We start from the raw sequence: 15909 nt of genomic DNA, 5'->3' as shown, positions 1-15909 counted from the left end.
ACCCTAGGTCACGGGGTTGCGTGCCGTGACCGTCCGGTAGGCGATCTCCGCGAGCCGGGCCTGTCCGTCCCTGCTCGGGTGGAACCAGTCCCAGTGGCTCAACTGGTCCGTGCCGAAGCGGTAGTCGAAGACCGCGTTCCCGTCGAAGCGGCAGCGCCGGTCCTTGGCGCACACCTCGCGCAGCACCTGGTTGTACGCCTTCACCCGGTCCTGCACCTGCCCCCGCCTGAGGGTCGCCGCCGATCCCAGTGAGTCCGCGTCGCCGAGCATCGAGGGGCAGATGCCCAGCTTCCACACCTGCTTGCCCAGCGGATTGCCGCGCCCCTCGGACCAGAGCCGCTTCAGGTCCGGCACGCTCGACACGTACACCTGGGTCCTGGGCAGAGCGCGGCGCAGCGTGCCCATCGCCTTCCGGAACTCCGCGCGGAAGTCGGCGACGGGCGTCATCGCCGAGGCGGAGGAGCGGCAGGCGTCGTTGGCGCCCGCCATCACCGTGACCAGCTCCGGCCTCCGGGCCGCCGCCTGTTCCATCTGGCCGGGAAGGTCGGCCATCCGCGCGCCGGTCACCGCGTAGTTCCAGCTCCGCTCGGCCGCCCCGGCCGTGCCGAGCAGCCGTACCGCGAGACTGTCGACCCGGGGATCGCTGCCGGTCGCCCACGAGACCTCGGGGCAGTCGGACAGCACGCTGCACGCGTCGAAACCGCGCGTGATGGAGTCGCCGACCGCCGCCATGGAGTCCGGGCTGCGGTCCCAGACCGGCGTGGGCCTCGGGGACGGCCGGGCCCCCGCCGTCCCGCCGGTCGCCGGGGAGCCGCCGCCGGCGTCGCACGCGGCGGTGCCCAGGAGAGCCGCCGCGGCGGTGGCGGCGAGGACGGCCCGCCAACGGTGGCTGCGATTCCGCATCCCCTGGTCTCCTCGTTCGTTGTACAGGGTTGGTCGGCACCGTTACCCGCGGTCGGTCGCACCACGTCGTACACGGCCGGTCGTACCGCGTTTCCGCGGCGCGGCCGACCTCGTCCGGGTGGCGGACCCGGACCCCCGGCAGGGGAGTCCGGACACGTCCCGCCGGGTGAAACCTCGGCGGTTCACGGCGCTTGGACCGACGGTACGTCACACTCCTTGCGCCGCCGCAGGGTAGCCTCGCCACGTGGCCGCCCTGCCACTGCCGTTCCGCTAAGTTACAAGATGTCTCGCTCTGTCCGGAGGCCCCAGTGACGACACGTGGAGTTCTCTACGTGCACTCCGCGCCCCGCGCGTTGTGTCCGCATGTCGAGTGGGCGGTCGCGGGGGTGCTCGGCACGCGCGTGAACCTCGACTGGATCCGGCAGCCCGCCGCGCCCGGCACCTGGAGATCCGAGTTCTCCTTCAAGGGCGAGGCCGGCACCGCCTCCAAACTGGCCTCCGCGCTGCGCGGCTGGCACCTGCTGCGCTTCGAGGTCACCGCCGAGCCCTGCCCCACCGCCGAGGGCGAGCGCTACAGCTGCACCCCCGAACTCGGCATCTTCCACGCGGTCACCGGGATCCACGGCGACATCCTCATCCCCGAGGACCGTCTGCGCGCGGCCCTGCTGCGCTCCCAGCGCGGCGAGAGCGACCTGGAGGCCGATCTCGCCAAGCTCCTCGGCAAGCCCTGGGACGACGAGCTGGAGCCCTTCCGCTACGCGGGCGAGGGCGCCCCGGTCCGCTGGCTGCACCAGGTGGTGTGACCCGCGTGACCCGCGCGGTGTGACACCCCGTCGGCACCGCCCGGACCACCGCCGAAGCACCCACGCACTGTGGCCCGTACCCCTGCGATCAGGGGTACGGGCCACAGCTCGTACGGAGGGGAACCGGCGTCAGACGGTACGGAACGCCAGGACCACGTTGTGCCCGCCGAAGCCGAACGAGTCGTTCAGCGCGGCGATACGGCCCTCGACGGGCAGCTTGCGGGGCTCACCGCGGACGATGTCGGCGGCCGCCTCGGCCTCGGGGTCGAGGTTCTCCACGTTGATGGTCGGCGGGGCGAGCCGGTGGTACAGCGCGAGCACGGCCGCGACCGACTCGACACCGCCGGCGCCACCGAGGAGGTGACCGGTCATCGACTTGGTGGCGGAGACCGCGAAGTGGTCGGCCTCGTCGCCGAACACCTTGCGCAGCGCCTTCAGCTCGGCCACGTCACCGGCAGGCGTCGAGGTGGCGTGCGCGTTCACGTGCATGATCTCGGCCGGGTCCAGATCCGTGCTGTCGAGCAGGTTCTGCAGGGCGTGCGAGATGCCGCGGCCCTCGGGCTCCGGCTGCACGATGTCGTGCGCGTCGGCCGAGATGCCCTGGCCGACCGCCTCGGCGTACACCCGGGCACCGCGCGCGGCGGCGTGCTCGGCGGACTCCAGGACGACGACGCCGGCGCCCTCGCCGAGGACGAAGCCGTCACGGGCGACGTCGTAGGGGCGCGAGGCACCCTCGGGGTCGTCGTTGTTCTTGGACATCGCCATCATGTTGCCGAACGCGGCGATGGGGAGCGGGTGGATGGCCGCCTCGGTGCCACCGGCGACGACGACGTCGGCGCGGCCCGTGCGGATCATCTCGATGGCGTAGCCGATGGCCTCGGCGCCGGAGGCGCAGGCGGAGACCGGGGTGTGCACACCGGCGCGGGCGCCCACGGCGAGGCCCACGTTGGCGGACGGACCGTTCGGCATCAGCATCGGAACGGTGTGCGGGGAGACACGGCGTACGCCCTTCTCCTTCAGCACGTCGTACTGGTCGAGCAGGGTCGTCACACCACCGATGCCGGAGGCGATGACCGTGCCCAGCCGGTCGGGGTCGACGCTGGGGTCCTCGCCGGCCTTGTCGGTGAAACCGGCGTCGGCCCAGGCCTCCTTGGCCGCGATCAGCGCGAACTGCGCCGAGCGGTCCAGTCGGCGGGCCTGCGGGCGGGGGATGACCTCGCCCGGCTCCACGGCGATCTGCGCCGCGATACGGACTGCCTGGTCGGCGGCCCATTCCTGCTCGAGAGGGCGGACGCCGGAACGTCCGGCGAGCAGACCCTCCCAGGTAGAGGCTGCGTCGCCACCCAGCGGTGTGGTTGCGCCGATACCGGTGACGACCACGGTGCGATTGGTCGGGCTCACGGGAATTCTTTCTCCAACGGATTACGAGGATTCAGCGGCGCCACCGCCGGGTGGCGGGGCATCAGCCCGGGAGAACCGGGGCGCAGGGCCCCGGCGGACCCGGACGGTCGGCCCAGGTGATCGGAAGATCAGGCCTGGTGCTTGAGGATGTAGGCGGTCGCGTCGCCGACGGTCTTGAGGTTCTTGACGTCGTCGTCCGGGATCTTGACGTCGAAGCGCTCTTCGGCGGCGACGACGACCTCGACCATGGACAGCGAGTCGACGTCCAGGTCGTCGGTGAAGGACTTGTCCAGCTGGACGTCCTCGGTGGGGATCCCGGCGATCTCGTTGACGATCTCGGCGAGACCTTCGACGATCTCTTCCTGAGTGGCGGCCATGTCAGGCGCTCCTTCGGTGTGTTTCCAGAGGGGTGGCGATTTTCCGTACGGACCGGATGATCCGGTACGGAGTGCCTAGGGGAGGGTAACGACCGTCGCGGCGTACACGAGACCCGCCCCGAAGCCGATGACGAGCGCGGTGTCGCCGCTCTTCGCCTCACCGGTCGCCAGGAGCCGCTCCATCGCGAGCGGGATCGAGGCGGCCGAGGTGTTGCCGGTGGTGCGCACATCACGCGCGACCGTGACGTGCCCCGGCAGTTTCAGCGTCTTCACCATCGAGTCGATGATCCGCTCGTTGGCCTGGTGGGGAATGAAGACATCCAGGTCGTCCGGGCTGATCCCGGCCGCGTCCAGCGCCTGCTGAGCGACCTTCGCCATCTCGAACACGGCCCAGCGGAACACCGCCTGGCCCTCCTGCGTGATGGCAGGGAACTTGATCTCGCCCTTGGAGTCGAGCGGAAGCTGGGAGACGTCACCGATCTTGAACCGGTCCCACGGAACGGTCTGCTTGATCGTGCCGGCCTTGTCGCCCTCGCTGCCCCAGACGGTGGGGCCGATGTGCGGCTCCTCGGAGGGACCCACGACGACCGCGCCCGCGCCGTCGCCGAACAGGAAGGCCGTCGCGCGGTCCTCCAGGTCGGTGAGGTCGCTCAGCCGCTCCACGCCGATGACGAGGACGTACTCCGCCGAACCCTCGACGACCATGCCCTTGGCGAGCGTCAGGCCGTAGCCGAAGCCCGCGCAGCCGGCCGAGATGTCGAAGGCCGCGGCCTTGTTCGTGCCGAGCTTGTCGGCGATCTCGGTGGCGATGGCCGGGGTCTGGCTGAAGTGCGACACGGTGGAGACCACCACGGCGCCGATCTGGTCGGCGCTGATCCCGGCGTCGGCGATGGCCTTGCCGGACGCCTCGATGGACATCGCGGCGACGGTCTCCTCGTCGGAGGCCCAGTGCCGGGTCTCGATGCCTGAGCGCGAACGGATCCACTCGTCGGACGAGTCGATCGTCTCCAGGATCACCTCGTTGGGCACCACCCGGACGGGGCGGTAGCCGCCGACGCCGAGGATGCGCGCGAACGGAGCGCCCTTGGGTGCCTTGATCTTCGACATGCTCGGGCTCCTCAGGCCGCGCCGTGCTCGGCGATGAGCTCGCGAGCCGCGTCCAGGTCGTCGGGGGTCTTCAGGGCCAGGGTCGTGACGCCGGGCAGCGCGCGCTTGGCCAGACCGGTCAGCGTGCCGCCGGGGCACACCTCGATCAGCGCGGTCGCGCCGAGCTCCCGGAAGGTCTCCATGCACAGGTCCCAGCGGACCGGGTTGGCGACCTGGCCGACCAGGCGCGAGACGACGTCGGCGCCGGAGGCGACGGCCTGGCCGTCACGGTTCGAGACGTACGTGACCGCGGGATCCGCGGGAGCCAGGTCCTCGGCGGCCTTCGCCAGCGCGTCGACCGCGGGGCCCATGTGGTGGGTGTGGAACGCGCCCGCCACCTTCAGGGCCACGACCCGCCGGACGCCCTCGGGCTTGTCCGCCTCCAGGGCGGCCAGCTGCTCCAGCGTGCCGGCGGCCACGATCTGGCCGGCGCCGTTCACGTTCGCCGGGGTCAGCCCCAGCTTCTCCAGGTGCGCGACCGTCGTGTCGTGGTCCCCGCCCAGCAGCGCCGACATGCCGGTCTGCGTGATGGTGGCGGCCTCGGCCATCGCGAGGCCGCGCTTGCGCACGAGGGTCAGCGCGGCGGTGTCGTCGAGCACTCCCGCGAACGCGGCGGCGGTGATCTCACCGACGCTGTGTCCGGCGACGGCGCCGGGGGTCACGTCACCGAGTGCCGCGGCGGACAGCAGGCCGGCGGCGACCAGGAGGGGCTGCGCCACGGCCGTGTCACGGATCGCGTCCGCGTCGGCCTGCGTGCCGTAGTGGGCAAGGTCCAGCCCGATGGCGTCCGACCACGCGGCGAGGCGTTCGGCGGCACCGGGGAGGTCGAGCCAAGGAGTCAGGAAGCCGGGCGTCTGAGCGCCCTGGCCGGGAGCGACGAGTACGAGCACTCTCACACTCTCTCTTGGGGACGGCCACGGCCGCCCGTGGGGACAGGGACGAAGAACACGAGGGGGAATTGTAGGTCCCCGACAAAAGCCTATGTTTGTGGATCGCCGTCGGCCAGACGCCCCAGGATCAGTGCGATCCGCAGCGTGAACGCCGACCGGACATCCGAGGGCGACCAACCGGTGACGTCAGTCACACGTCGGAGCCGGTAGCGCACGGTGTTGGGATGGACGAACAGCATCCGTGCGGCTCCTTCGAGGCTGCTCGCCTGTTCCAGGTAGACGCTGAGCGTCTCCAGGAGCGCCGAGCCCGCCTCCTCCAGCGGTCTGTAGATCTCCTCCACCAACTGCTCACGGGCGGACGGGTCTCCGGCGATCGCGCGCTCCGGCAGGAGATCGTCCGCCAGAACCGGGCGAGGGGCGTCCTGCCAGGCGAAACACGCCTTCAGTCCGGCCGCCGCGGCCTGCGCGGACCGGGTCGCGGCCAGCAGGTCGGGCACGATCGGCCCGGCGACGACCGATCCGGCGGCGAACGGGCCGATCAGCGACTTGGCGACGGCGAGCGGGTTGTCGCTGCCGCCCGCGATCACGACCAGCCGGTCCCCGAGCACCCCCGTCAGCACCTGGAGCTTGGCGTGCCGGGCGGCCCGCCGGATCGCCTCGACCGTCAGTTCGCTGTCACCGTCGGGCGCCGTGCCCAGCACCACGCAGACGTGTTCGGGGGAGTTCCAGCCGAGCGCGGCGGCCCGGGAGACGGCGCCCTCGTCGGCCTCGCCGGAGAGCACCGCGTTCACCACGAGCGACTCCAGCCGGGCGTCCCAGGCACCGCGTGCCTCCGCCGCCTGCGCGTACACCTGGGCGGTGGCGAAGGCGATCTCGCGGGCGTAGACCAGGAGCGCCTCGCGCAGCACGGACTCGTCGCCGGGTGCCGCCACCTCGTCGATGGCCGATTCCATGACCTCGATTGTCGTCCGCACCATCTCCACCGTCTGGCGCAGCGTGATAGCCCTGGTCAGCTCGCGTGGCGCGGTGCCGAAGACATCGGTGGAGATGGCCTGCGGCGCGTCCGGGTGCCGGAACCACTCCGTGAAGGCCGCGATACCGGCCTGGGCGACCAGCCCGATCCACGACCGGTTCTCCGGTGGCATGGCCCGGTACCACGGCAGTGTCTCGTCCATCCGCGTGATGGCCTGGGCGGCGAGACTGCCGGCCGACTTCTCCAGCCGCTTGAGGGTCGCGGTGTGCGAGTCGACGTCGTGCGCGGGGCGCTCGGTGTTGCTGGCTTCGGGTTCGGACACGGGACAAGACTGCCTTATCCGGATGTGGCCGTGCGGCGGCGGGTCGCAAGTAAGAGGGGAGCGCCCGCCGGGCCGGAGCTACCGTGGTGGGGTGATGGACGTCCGCCGCGCCGACGAGCGCTACCGCGGAGGGGACCCGGCGGCCGGGATCTCCTCGCTCCACGCCTTCTCCTTCGGCCCGCACTACGACCCCGACAACCTCCGCTTCGGCGCGGTGATCGCCTGCAACGAGGAGCGGCTCGCCCCCGGCGCGGGCTTCGACGAGCACCCGCACAGCCACACCGAGATCGTCACCTGGGTGGTGGAGGGCGAGCTGACCCATCGGGACTCGGCGGGCAACGAGTCGGTGCTGCGCCACGGGGACGTCCAGCGGCTGAGTTCGGCGGGCGGCGTCCGCCACGTCGAGCGCAACGACGGCGAGCTGCCGCTGGTCTTCGTCCAGATGTGGCTGGCGCCGGTGGAGCCGGGCGGCGACCCCGCCTACGAGACGGTCCGCGGCATCGCGGACTCCACCCCGTACGCCGTGCCCGAGGCGGGGGCCATGCTCCACGTGCGCCGGCTGACGGCGGGCGAGCGCACCGCCGTCCCCGACGCGCCCCACGTCTACGTCCACGTCGTGCGCGGTGAGGTCCGGCTGGACGGCGTGGAACTGGGGGAGGGGGACGCGGCCCGGATCACGGACGCCAAGGACCTGGAACTGGCCGCGGGCGCCCCGGCGGAGCTGCTGGTGTGGGAGATGTCGGTCGGCTGAACCCGGACCGCGGCCCCGTGCGACAGGGGCCGGTCCCGCGCCGTCCGGGTCAGGAGGCCAGGCCGGCCAGCACCGCGTCCGTGAACGGGGTCCACGCCTCGATCGCCCAGGGGCCGAAGGGGCGGTCGGTGAGCGCGACGCAGGCGGCGCCCGCGACCGGGTCGACCCACAGGAACGTACCGGCCTGCCCGAAGTGGCCGAAGGTGCGCGGGGAGGACGAGGTTCCCGTCCAGTGGGGCGACTTGGAGTCGCGGATCTCGAAGCCGAGCCCCCAGTCGTTGGGGTTCTGGTGGCCGTAGCCCGGCAGGACGCCCTTGGTGCCGGGGTACTGGACGGTCATCGCCTCCGCGACCGTGCGCGGGTCGAGCAGCCGCGGCGCCTGGAGCTCGGCGGCGAAGCGGACGAGGTCGTCCACGGTCGAGACGCCGTCCTTCGCGGGCGATCCGTCCAGCGTCGTCGCGGTCATGCCGAGGGGCTCGAGGACCGCCTGGCGCAGGTACTCCGCGAAGGGCATGTCCGCCGCCTTGGCGATGTGGTCCCCGAGCACCTCGAAGCCGGCGTTGGAGTACAGCCGCCGCTCCCCGGGCGTGAAGGTCGCCCGGTGCTCGTCGAAGGCCAGGCCCGAGGTGTGCGCGAGCAGATGACGGACCGTCGAACCGGGGGGCCCGGCGGGTTCGTCGAGCTCGATCGCCCCCTCCTCGTACGCGACGAGCGCGGCGTACGCGGCGAGCGGCTTGGTGACGGAGGCCAGCGCGAACCGGTGCCCGCCCGGCCCGTGCGAGCCGGCCACGGTGCCGTCCGCGCGGACGACCGCGGCGGCGGCGGTGGGGACGGGCCAGTTCGAGATCAGCGCCAGGCTCTGCGAGGACATGCCCCGAGCCTAAGCGGACCGGAAGGTCAGCCGCATCGAGGGGTCGGGCTTGCGGACGAACCCGAGGGCCGCGTAGAGCGGCTCGGCCTCGGCGGACGCGTTGAGGTCGACCTGGGCGACACCGTGCTCGCGGAACCAGCCGAGGAGCGCCTCCATGCAGGCACGGGCGTAGCCGCGGCGCCGGGCGTCCGGATCGGTGGCGACGCTGAAGACGTACCCGACCGTGCCGTGCGGATTGTCCGCCCGCCCGATCCGGTACTCGACCGTCCCGGCGACGAGCGCCGCGAGGGCCCCGGGGCGGTCCGGGTGGTCGATCACGAAGGCGGCGAAGGAACCCTCGGGACCGGAGAGCCTCGCGCGTACGGTGGGCAGCGACGCGGCGTGCCACGCGCTGGAGGAGCCCGCTTCGAAGACCGAGTCGATCATCACCTGGCGCAGGCGCAGCAGTTCGGAGGCGTCCTCGGGTGTGGCACGGCGCACGAGATTCATGTTCCGCACGGTAACCAGCGCCTCCCGGCCATGTCCCGGCGTTTTCGGCCGGTTCGGCTTGCCTGGAGTGCACTCCAGGGTTTTAGCGTGGAGGGCATGACGGTGATGGAGACGACAGCCGAGGCCACCGGGACCGATATCTGCGTCGCCCCTCCCGAGCGGGAGCAGCGACGCCCGGACGGACGGGACAACTACACGATCAGCGAGGTCGTCGCCTTCACCGGCCTCACCGCGCACACCCTGCGCTGGTACGAGCGCATCGGGCTGATGCCGCACATCGACCGCTCGCACACCGGTCAGCGCCGCTACAGCAACCGCGACCTGGACTGGCTGGGCCTGGTCGGCAAGCTCCGGCTCACGGGGATGCCGGTCGCCGACATGGTCCGCTACGCGGAGATGGTGCGCGCCGGCGATCACACCTACCTGGAGCGCTACGAACTCCTGGAGGCGACCCGCCGGGACGTCCGGTCCCGGATCGCGGAGCTCCAGGACACCCTGGCCGTGCTCGACCGGAAGATCGACTTCTACGGGGACGCGGGCCGCGCCCTCGCGTCGGAGCGGTCCTAGAGCCGGACAGGCCCCGGCGGCTCCCGGCCGGATCGGGGGCCGGGCGGGGGCCGCGTCCCCGGGCCGGGCAGGCGGGGGTGTCCGCGGGCCGCGCCGTACCCCTACAGCTGGGCGAGCAGTTCCGCCTTCTTGACGGAGAACTCCTCGTCCGTGACGAGCCCGGCCTCGTGCAGTTCCCCGAGGTGCCGGATCCGGTCGGCGATGTCGGCCGGGTCGCGGTGCGGCGCCGGGGCCGCGACCGCCGGCGCGGGACTCGCGGAGCGCGTGGCGGCGAGCACGGCCGCCGCGAACGGCAGCGACTCGTGGACGGGCCCGTACCCGAGCCCGAAGACGACCGCTGCCGGGTCCTGGTCGGCCTGGGCGGGGTGCGCCGGCGCGGGATCGCGCCGCAGCAGCCGCAGATGGCCCTCGAGCACCTCGGGGGAGCGCCACTCGACCCCGCACAGCGCGGAGACGGGGAAGCTCTGGTCGCCGGCCTTCCACTTCGCCGAGGACGCGCCCGTCCAGAACCAGCGGAAGGACACCGTCCTGCCGTCGAAGGTGGCCTTCCCGTCGTAGGCCTTGAAGGACAGCGGTCCCTCGGGCGGCTTCACGAGGAAGCGCTCGGCGGGCTCCTCGTCCGCGGTGAGCTGTCCGCGCAGTTCGTCCGCGTAGTACTCGGCGAGCGTCTCGCGGTCGGCCGGCAGCACCAGCCGATAGGGGTCGCACCCCTCCTTGAGCTGTCCCGCGGCCGCTTCCATCAGCGGATCGGCGCCGGGTCTCGGCACCGCACGCAGAACGACCGTGCCTCGCTTCCCGGGCGTCAGCGTCACCGCCGAGATCGCCTCCAGGGGGATTCGGCGTTCGCCGAGCGCCTGGAACAGCTTCGGTGTGCGGATCCCCCGTTCGAAGCGGATGAGCACGGAGTCTGACTCGAACTCCCAGGCGGCATGAAAACCGGCCAGTACGTCACCCATGCGGGCCATCGTATGCGGCACGCAAGCCTCCGTCGCCTCTCTGTGCGGACCGCAGTTTTTCGTCCTCTACGCGCGTCAGGCCGACGCACCGGCGGACAAACCCGTCCGGCATGCGTCATCGTCGTGCGCGCAGCGGACGGCACGGTACGCGCCGATCCCGATCTCCGCGAAGTTACGGAGACTCTCCGTGCCCGGCTCGAAGTAGCCGGCGTGCCCCTTCGCCCCCTCGGCGGACAGCACACGTGCGCCGAACCCCTTCGACACCGGGTCCGCGCCGTGCCCGAGGCCGCCGACCTCCATGTGCGGCACGTCCTGGATCCAGTCGTCCGCGTCGCGCATCGCCCAGACCCGGGCGGTGGTGCCCAGGTTCGCCGCGTTCGACGCCCGCATGCCGGGACTGCCCGCCACCGCTATGTCGGAGACCCGGGAGGGCAGCGAAGAGGCGGCCACCCCGCACAGGACCGAGCCGTAGCTGTGGCAGTACAGCGCCACCTCCGCGCTTCCCGGCAGCGCCCGCACCAGCGCGTTCAGCCGCACCGCGCCCTCCGCCGCGCGCATGGCGGTGGCCGAGTCGATGCCGAGGCCGCTGGGCGTCGTGTAGTCGGCCCACGCGATCACGGCCGTACGCGTGCCGGGGTCCGCCGAGCGTTCCGCCCTGTACAGCGAGTCCGCCATGCCCACGGGCGCCGAGTACTGCTTGTACGTGCGCTGGAAGGTGAGCAGGTCGGTGTCGACACCGGGGACCACGACCGAGACGCGGCGGGCCGTGTCGAGGTCGCCGAAGACCTCGGCGACCCGGCCCGAGCCGTTGGGGTCGAAGGCGAGGATCTTGCGGCTCTTGCGCAGCAGGGCTTCGTAGCGGTGCATCCGGCGGCCCGCGTCGTGCTGGCCGAGCGCGGACAGCCGGTTGTCGTGCATGCGCCGACGCTCGACCGTGCGCTCGTGCTTCAGCGCGAGACGGTTCGCCGCGTAACGCAGGGTCACCGGTGCCCCGTTCATGTTGCCGACCGCGAGCGGATAGCGGCGGGCGAGCTCGGAGCGCTGCCCCGCGTCGAGCGTGGTGAAGAAACGGGCCAGCAGCTCCGGATCCGAGTCCGGGTCGGGCAGCTTGTGCCCGGTGATGCTGCCGTGCTCCCACGCGGAGCGGGACGCCTGGAGCGGGGAGGGTGCCCGGTGGCTGTGGAGCGCGGTCCAGCCACTGGTGGCCAGCATCACGAACACCACGGCCAGCGCGAGCAGTGCGCGCCAGACGTTGAGTTGGGGGGTGGTGTCGAAGGAAGTCACTGAGAGGACACCCTAGGAGAAGTGAGGAGCCTCCCGTTAAACGAGTGAGAGGGATCACGTTTCCGATGGGGTAATTGGGGCAAACCGGGTTCAGTTTGAGTTAAATAGTGACGCTGTGTACGGGCATTTCTGCTATGTGTGTGCGATATGTGACGCTCCGTGCGGGGGCGTTGTGATTCCGCGGGCTCTTCGCGGAACGTCTCGCGCGGGTGTCGTCCCTGACAACGAGCGCGGGCGTGCGCGGGGTTCCGCGCTCGGGCGCGCGCCGGGTGCCGGGTGCCGGGCGGAGGTCTCCCGGGGCGGCGCGGCGCCACGAGGCGTCACCGGGCCGTCACCGCGGCGCGGTGCCCCACTTCTCCGCCAACGCGGGCCCCACGTGGTCGAGGTAGGTCGCGGTCAGCTCGCGGATCGCCGCGACGCTGGTGTCCTCTCCGGCGCCCCACAGCCGTCCCGTCACCCGCATCACCCCGCCGAACACCGCGACCGCGATGCGCGGGCGCGGGTCCGTGTCCACGTCGAGGCCCTCGCGTTCGGCGATGAGCCGGGCGATCTCCTCCTCGATCTCCTCCGAGCGGCGCAGGTGCACGGCGAGCAGCGCGGGGGTCGATTCGATCAATCGGTAGGTGCGCATGTGCAGTTCGATCGGCACCACCTCCTCGATCGCCTCGCCGATGGTGTCCCAGCTCTCCAGGACCGCGCGGCGCAGCGCCTCCAACGGGGCCTCGTGGGGCGGTCGTTCGCGCACCGCCGCGATGAAGTGCGACTCGGTGAGCCGTTGCAGGAACAGGGCGGCGTCCTCCTTGCCGGCGAAGTAGCGGAAGAAGGTGCGCTGGGAGACGTCGACGGCCCCGGCGATCTCGTCGACGGTGGTCCGCTCGTACCCCTGCGAGACGAACAGCTCGAGGGCGGCCCGCAGCAGCGCGTTCCGGGTGCGCCGCTTCTTGCGCTCCCGCAGCCCGGGGCGCGGCGCGGCGGGCTCCGCGGCCGCCGCCGTGCCGGCCGACGGCTCCGTCCCGTGGGCCGCCGACGCCGGTGCCGCCGTCGACGTACCGGCCGTGCCCGTCGTGTCCACCGTTTCCGTCATGGTGTCGTGATCTCTCCCAACCGAACTGTTCGCCCAGTTCAGCCTATCTGTGAGTGACGTGACAGTGACCGACTTGTGAATCGGTTTGTCAATTGTCAGCGGCTGTCACTAGCCTCGAAAAATGACTAGTCAGACCACCATCGACAAGACGGACCCGGGGGACAAGACTCCGGTCTCCCCGTCGAGCCAGGCTCCGTCCACGGGCCTGCGCGGCCACCCGTGGTTCACCCTCATCACCGTGGCCGTCGGGGTCATGATGGTGGCCCTGGACGGCACCATCGTGGCCATCGCCAACCCGGCCATCGCCAAGGACCTCGGCGCGACCTTCGCCGACGTCCAGTGGATCACCAACGCCTACTTCCTGGCCCTCGCGGTCTCCCTCATCACCGCGGGCAAGCTCGGTGACCGCTTCGGCCACCGGCAGACCTTCCTGATCGGCGTGGTCGGCTTCGCCGCCGCCTCCGGTGCGATCGGCCTGTCGCACAGCATCGCCCTCGTGGTCACCTTCCGCGTCTTCCAGGGCCTGTTCGGCGCGCTGCTCATGCCGGCCGCGCTCGGCCTGCTGCGCGCGACCTTCCCGGCCGAGAAGCTGAACATGGCGATCGGCATCTGGGGCATGGTCATCGGCGCCTCCACCGCGGGCGGCCCGATCCTCGGCGGTCTGCTCGTCCAGCACGTGAGCTGGCAGTCGGTGTTCTTCATCAACGTGCCGGTCGGCCTGATCGCCCTCACCCTGGGCCTGCTGATCCTGCTGGACCACCGCGCCGAGAACGCCCCGCGCTCCTTCGACCTCCTCGGCATCGTGCTGCTGTCCGGCGCGATGTTCTGCCTGGTGTGGGCCCTGATCAAGGCTCCGGCCTGGGGCTGGGGCGACGGCAGGACCTGGCTCTTCATCGGCCTGTCGGTCCTGGGCTTCGCGGCGTTCTCCTTCTGGGAGACGCGGGTGAAGGAACCGCTGATCCCGCTCGGCCTCTTCCGCTCCGTCCCGCTCTCGGCGGGTGTGGTGCTGATGGTGCTCATGGCCATCGCCTTCATGGGCGGCCTGTTCTTCGTGACGTTCTACCTCCAGAACGTGCACGGCATGAGCCCGGTCGACGCGGGCCTGCACCTGCTTCCGCTCACCGGCATGATGATCGTCGGCTCCCCGCTCGCGGGTCTGGCCATCACCAAGCTCGGCCCGCGCATCCCGCTCGCGAGCGGCATGGCGGCCACCGCGATCGCCATGTACGGCATGTCGACGCTGGAGGCGGACACCTCCAGCGGTCTGATGTCCGTCTGGTTCGCCCTCCTCGGCTTCGGTCTCGCGCCGGTCATGGTCGGCGCCACCGAGGTCATCGTCGGCAACGCCCCGATGGAGCTCTCCGGTGTCGCGGGCGGTCTCCAGCAGGCCGCCATGCAGATCGGCGGCAGCCTCGGTACGGCCGTCCTGGGCGCCGTGATGGCCTCCAAGGTCGACAGCGACCTCGGCGGCAACTGGACCGCCGCCAAGCTGCCGCCGCTCACCCCGGCCCAGCTCGACCAGGCCTCCGAGGCGGTCCAGGTCGGCGCCGCCCCGGTCACCAAGGAGACCCCGGCCGCGATCGCCGCGCAGATCACCGACGTCGCCCACGAGACCTTCATCTCCGGCATGAGCCTCGCCTGCCTCGTCGCCGCGGGTGTCGCCGTCGTGGCCGTCTTCGTCGCGCTGCTCACCAAGCGGGGCGAGAACGCGGAGGCCGGCGCGGGCGTCGGTCACATCTGACGGACCCGCGGACCCGCCGCCCGCAGACCCGCCCGTACGCGGGCGGTCTGCGGGCGTGGAACGGGGGTACCCGGTCATCGACCCGAACCGACCGCGAGGTCACGGGAGTTCAGGAGTTGATGATGGCGGGCTTCGGAAACGGTACGCGCAGGTACCCCCGTTCACGTGGCCGTACAGGCTCACGGACCGGGCCGGACAGCGCGACCCTGGGGATCATCGGCACCGTGTGCGCGGTGGCCGGCTTCTTCACGCTGGGCATCGTCCTCGGGCCGGCCGCGATGGTCTGCGGATGGCTCGCCATGGGCCGCCGCTGGACCGGATCGGGTCCGGTGCCGGCGCTGATCGCCCTGGTGCTGGGAGCAATCGACACCCTCCTGGCGGTCGTCTGGCTGGCGGGCGGCGCGGGCAACGGCCTGCTCTGACCCGGCCGGACCGGTACCGGACGAGGGCCCGTGTGCCGCCTCGCGGCGCGCGGGCCCACCGGTCCGTACGGGAGGTCCCGCCGTCCCCGGCCCACGGCTCGCCCCCGGACCGGGGCTCCCGGGCCAGGCCGGGGGGTGTTCCTCCGGCCCCGCCGGCAGGGGACGCGGCAGGATCCCCTGGCCGCCGGTCAGGGCGGTGACCTCGGCCCGCAGGGCCCGCACCTCCGCCGCGAGCGCCTCGATCGCCGCGGTCTGCCTCCGCTCCTCCACGTCGTCCTTCTCGAACCGCGAGATGAACCAGGCGGCGATGTTCGCGGTGACCACACCGAGGAGGGCGATCCCGGAGAGCATCAGGCCGACCGCGAGGACCCGGCCCATCCCCGTCGTCGGGGCGTGATCGCCGTACCCCACGGTCGTCATCGTCGTGAACGACCACCACACCGCGTCACCCAGCGTCTTGATGTTCCCGTTGGGTGAGTCCCGCTCCACCGACAGCACGGCGAGCGAACCGAACATCAGCAGGCCGACCACCGCGCCCCCCACGTAGGTCGTCAGCCGGATCTGCGAGGCCATCCGGGCGCGCCGGCCCACCAGCATCAGCGTGGAGACGAGCCGCAGCAGCCGCAGCGGCTGAAGGATCGGCAGGATCACGGCACACAGGTCCAGCCAGTGGCCGCGGACGAAGGACCGGCGTTGCGGGGCGAGGGCGAGCCGGACGAGATAGTCGACGGCGAAGGCCCCCCACACGACCCACTCCACCAGCGTGCAGGTCAGCGTCACCGGACGGCCCGCGTCGCTGTCCACGATCGGCACGGCGTACCCGAGGGCGAACGCCACCGCGAGGACGAGCAGGGGCCGCTGGGTGCGCAGCTCCCAACGGGCCTGGGCGGATTCTTCGCTCATGCCCGCATCGTAGGGAGAAAACGCAC

Annotated in this window: 16 protein-coding genes and 1 pseudogene; 5 read left to right on the top strand and 12 right to left on the bottom strand. The window is 71.8% G+C overall.

The features are described from left to right. Positions 1 to 3 precede the first annotated feature (3 nt). Entirely contained in the window at positions 4 to 903 is a 900-nt protein-coding gene (locus CW362_RS08100) for an SGNH/GDSL hydrolase family protein (protein ID WP_103548679.1), read from the bottom strand. 308 nt (positions 904 to 1211) lie between these two features. On the opposite strand from CW362_RS08100, the gene CW362_RS08095 reads away from it, so the two are divergent. Next, complete coding sequence (locus CW362_RS08095; RefSeq protein WP_103548678.1) at positions 1212 to 1706, top strand: DUF3145 domain-containing protein; 495 nt, start codon at positions 1212 to 1214, stop codon at positions 1704 to 1706. A gap of 129 nt (positions 1707 to 1835) precedes the next feature. Here CW362_RS08095 and fabF read toward each other — a convergent pair whose 3' ends face one another. The 5 genes from fabF to CW362_RS08070 form a co-directional block, all read right to left on the bottom strand. After that, the gene (gene fabF, locus CW362_RS08090; RefSeq protein WP_103548677.1) at positions 1836 to 3107 is read right to left on the bottom strand and encodes a beta-ketoacyl-ACP synthase II; all 1272 of its coding nucleotides are present in this window, start codon (positions 3105 to 3107) and stop codon (positions 1836 to 1838) included. A gap of 128 nt (positions 3108 to 3235) precedes the next feature. Then, positions 3236 to 3484 (bottom strand): acyl carrier protein, encoded by a 249-nt coding sequence (locus CW362_RS08085; protein ID WP_103548676.1) that lies wholly within the window; start codon positions 3482 to 3484, stop codon positions 3236 to 3238. Positions 3485 to 3559: 75 nt separating this feature from the next. After that, the gene (locus tag CW362_RS08080; protein WP_103548675.1) at positions 3560 to 4591 is read right to left on the bottom strand and encodes a ketoacyl-ACP synthase III; all 1032 of its coding nucleotides are present in this window, start codon (positions 4589 to 4591) and stop codon (positions 3560 to 3562) included. A gap of 11 nt (positions 4592 to 4602) precedes the next feature. Beyond that, positions 4603 to 5520, bottom strand: a complete 918-nt coding sequence (locus tag CW362_RS08075; RefSeq protein WP_103548674.1) for an ACP S-malonyltransferase — start codon at positions 5518 to 5520, stop codon at positions 4603 to 4605. A gap of 89 nt (positions 5521 to 5609) precedes the next feature. Next, on the bottom strand, positions 5610 to 6815 hold the full coding sequence (locus tag CW362_RS08070; protein ID WP_103548673.1) for a PucR family transcriptional regulator: 1206 nt from the start codon (positions 6813 to 6815) through the stop codon (positions 5610 to 5612). Between the two features lie 94 nt (positions 6816 to 6909). Here CW362_RS08070 and CW362_RS08065 point away from each other — a divergent pair, with 94 nt between their 5' ends. Further along, positions 6910 to 7566: a pirin family protein gene (locus CW362_RS08065; protein ID WP_103548672.1), complete on the top strand. Its 657-nt coding sequence runs from the start codon at positions 6910 to 6912 to the stop codon at positions 7564 to 7566. Between the two features lie 49 nt (positions 7567 to 7615). Here CW362_RS08065 and CW362_RS08060 read toward each other — a convergent pair whose 3' ends face one another. Together CW362_RS08060 and CW362_RS08055 are read right to left on the bottom strand one after the other, a co-directional pair. Continuing rightward, a complete protein-coding gene (locus CW362_RS08060) occupies positions 7616 to 8437 on the bottom strand; it encodes a serine hydrolase domain-containing protein (protein ID WP_103548671.1) in 822 nt (273 codons plus the stop codon). A 9-nt stretch (positions 8438 to 8446) separates the two neighbouring features. Further along, the gene (locus tag CW362_RS08055) at positions 8447 to 8926 is read right to left on the bottom strand and encodes a GNAT family N-acetyltransferase (RefSeq protein ID WP_103548670.1); all 480 of its coding nucleotides are present in this window, start codon (positions 8924 to 8926) and stop codon (positions 8447 to 8449) included. A gap of 96 nt (positions 8927 to 9022) precedes the next feature. Between CW362_RS08055 and CW362_RS08050 the strand changes: the two genes are divergently transcribed. Beyond that, positions 9023 to 9493: a MerR family transcriptional regulator gene (locus CW362_RS08050; protein WP_162683997.1), complete on the top strand. Its 471-nt coding sequence runs from the start codon at positions 9023 to 9025 to the stop codon at positions 9491 to 9493. A gap of 101 nt (positions 9494 to 9594) precedes the next feature. On the opposite strand, the gene CW362_RS08045 is transcribed toward CW362_RS08050, so the two are convergent. From CW362_RS08045 to CW362_RS08035, 3 genes are all read right to left on the bottom strand, one after another. Then, positions 9595 to 10449, bottom strand: coding sequence for a DUF4429 domain-containing protein (locus CW362_RS08045; protein WP_206300893.1), 855 nt, complete (start codon positions 10447 to 10449; stop codon positions 9595 to 9597). 75 nt (positions 10450 to 10524) lie between these two features. After that, on the bottom strand, positions 10525 to 11733 hold the full coding sequence (locus CW362_RS08040; protein WP_103548667.1) for an alpha/beta hydrolase: 1209 nt from the start codon (positions 11731 to 11733) through the stop codon (positions 10525 to 10527). Positions 11734 to 12064: 331 nt separating this feature from the next. Continuing rightward, positions 12065 to 12817 carry a TetR family transcriptional regulator gene (locus CW362_RS08035; protein ID WP_103548666.1) on the bottom strand — a complete coding sequence of 251 codons (753 nt, stop codon included), beginning with the start codon at positions 12815 to 12817 and terminating at the stop codon, positions 12065 to 12067. Positions 12818 to 12938: 121 nt separating this feature from the next. Between CW362_RS08035 and CW362_RS08030 the strand changes: the two genes are divergently transcribed. Both CW362_RS08030 and CW362_RS44360 read left to right on the top strand, forming a co-directional pair. After that, positions 12939 to 14558: an MFS transporter gene (locus tag CW362_RS08030; RefSeq protein WP_103548665.1), complete on the top strand. Its 1620-nt coding sequence runs from the start codon at positions 12939 to 12941 to the stop codon at positions 14556 to 14558. Between the two features lie 119 nt (positions 14559 to 14677). Next, entirely contained in the window at positions 14678 to 14980 is a 303-nt protein-coding gene (locus CW362_RS44360; RefSeq protein ID WP_103548664.1) for a small hydrophobic protein, read from the top strand. Positions 14981 to 15163: 183 nt separating this feature from the next. On the opposite strand, the pseudogene CW362_RS08020 reads toward CW362_RS44360, so the two are convergent. Beyond that, positions 15164 to 15883 (bottom strand): annotated as a pseudogene (locus CW362_RS08020) (potassium channel family protein); the annotation flags it as partial. Positions 15884 to 15909: the final 26 nt, after the last annotated feature.

Source organism: Streptomyces populi (assembly GCF_002911015.1).
Lineage (GTDB): Bacteria > Actinomycetota > Actinomycetes > Streptomycetales > Streptomycetaceae > Streptomyces > Streptomyces populi.
This window is presented reverse-complemented; position numbering and strand designations above follow the sequence as displayed.

Excerpts from the sequence above, each read along its gene's own strand:
- CW362_RS08045 (WP_206300893.1), bottom strand. The coding sequence starts at position 10,449 with ATGGGTGACGTACTGGCCGGTTTTCATGCCGCCTGGGAGTTCGAGTCA.
- CW362_RS08085 (WP_103548676.1), bottom strand. The coding sequence starts at position 3,484 with ATGGCCGCCACTCAGGAAGAGATCGTCGAAGGTCTCGCCGAGATCGTC.
- CW362_RS08060 (WP_103548671.1), bottom strand. The coding sequence starts at position 8,437 with ATGTCCTCGCAGAGCCTGGCGCTGATCTCGAACTGGCCCGTCCCCACC.
- CW362_RS08100 (WP_103548679.1), bottom strand. The coding sequence starts at position 903 with ATGCGGAATCGCAGCCACCGTTGGCGGGCCGTCCTCGCCGCCACCGCC.
- CW362_RS08035 (WP_103548666.1), bottom strand. The coding sequence starts at position 12,817 with ATGACGGAAACGGTGGACACGACGGGCACGGCCGGTACGTCGACGGCG.
- CW362_RS44360 (WP_103548664.1), top strand. The coding sequence starts at position 14,678 with ATGATGGCGGGCTTCGGAAACGGTACGCGCAGGTACCCCCGTTCACGT.
- CW362_RS08050 (WP_162683997.1), top strand. The coding sequence starts at position 9,023 with ATGACGGTGATGGAGACGACAGCCGAGGCCACCGGGACCGATATCTGC.
- CW362_RS08055 (WP_103548670.1), bottom strand. The coding sequence starts at position 8,926 with ATGAATCTCGTGCGCCGTGCCACACCCGAGGACGCCTCCGAACTGCTG.
- CW362_RS08080 (WP_103548675.1), bottom strand. The coding sequence starts at position 4,591 with ATGTCGAAGATCAAGGCACCCAAGGGCGCTCCGTTCGCGCGCATCCTC.
- CW362_RS08065 (WP_103548672.1), top strand. The coding sequence starts at position 6,910 with ATGGACGTCCGCCGCGCCGACGAGCGCTACCGCGGAGGGGACCCGGCG.
- CW362_RS08030 (WP_103548665.1), top strand. The coding sequence starts at position 12,939 with ATGACTAGTCAGACCACCATCGACAAGACGGACCCGGGGGACAAGACT.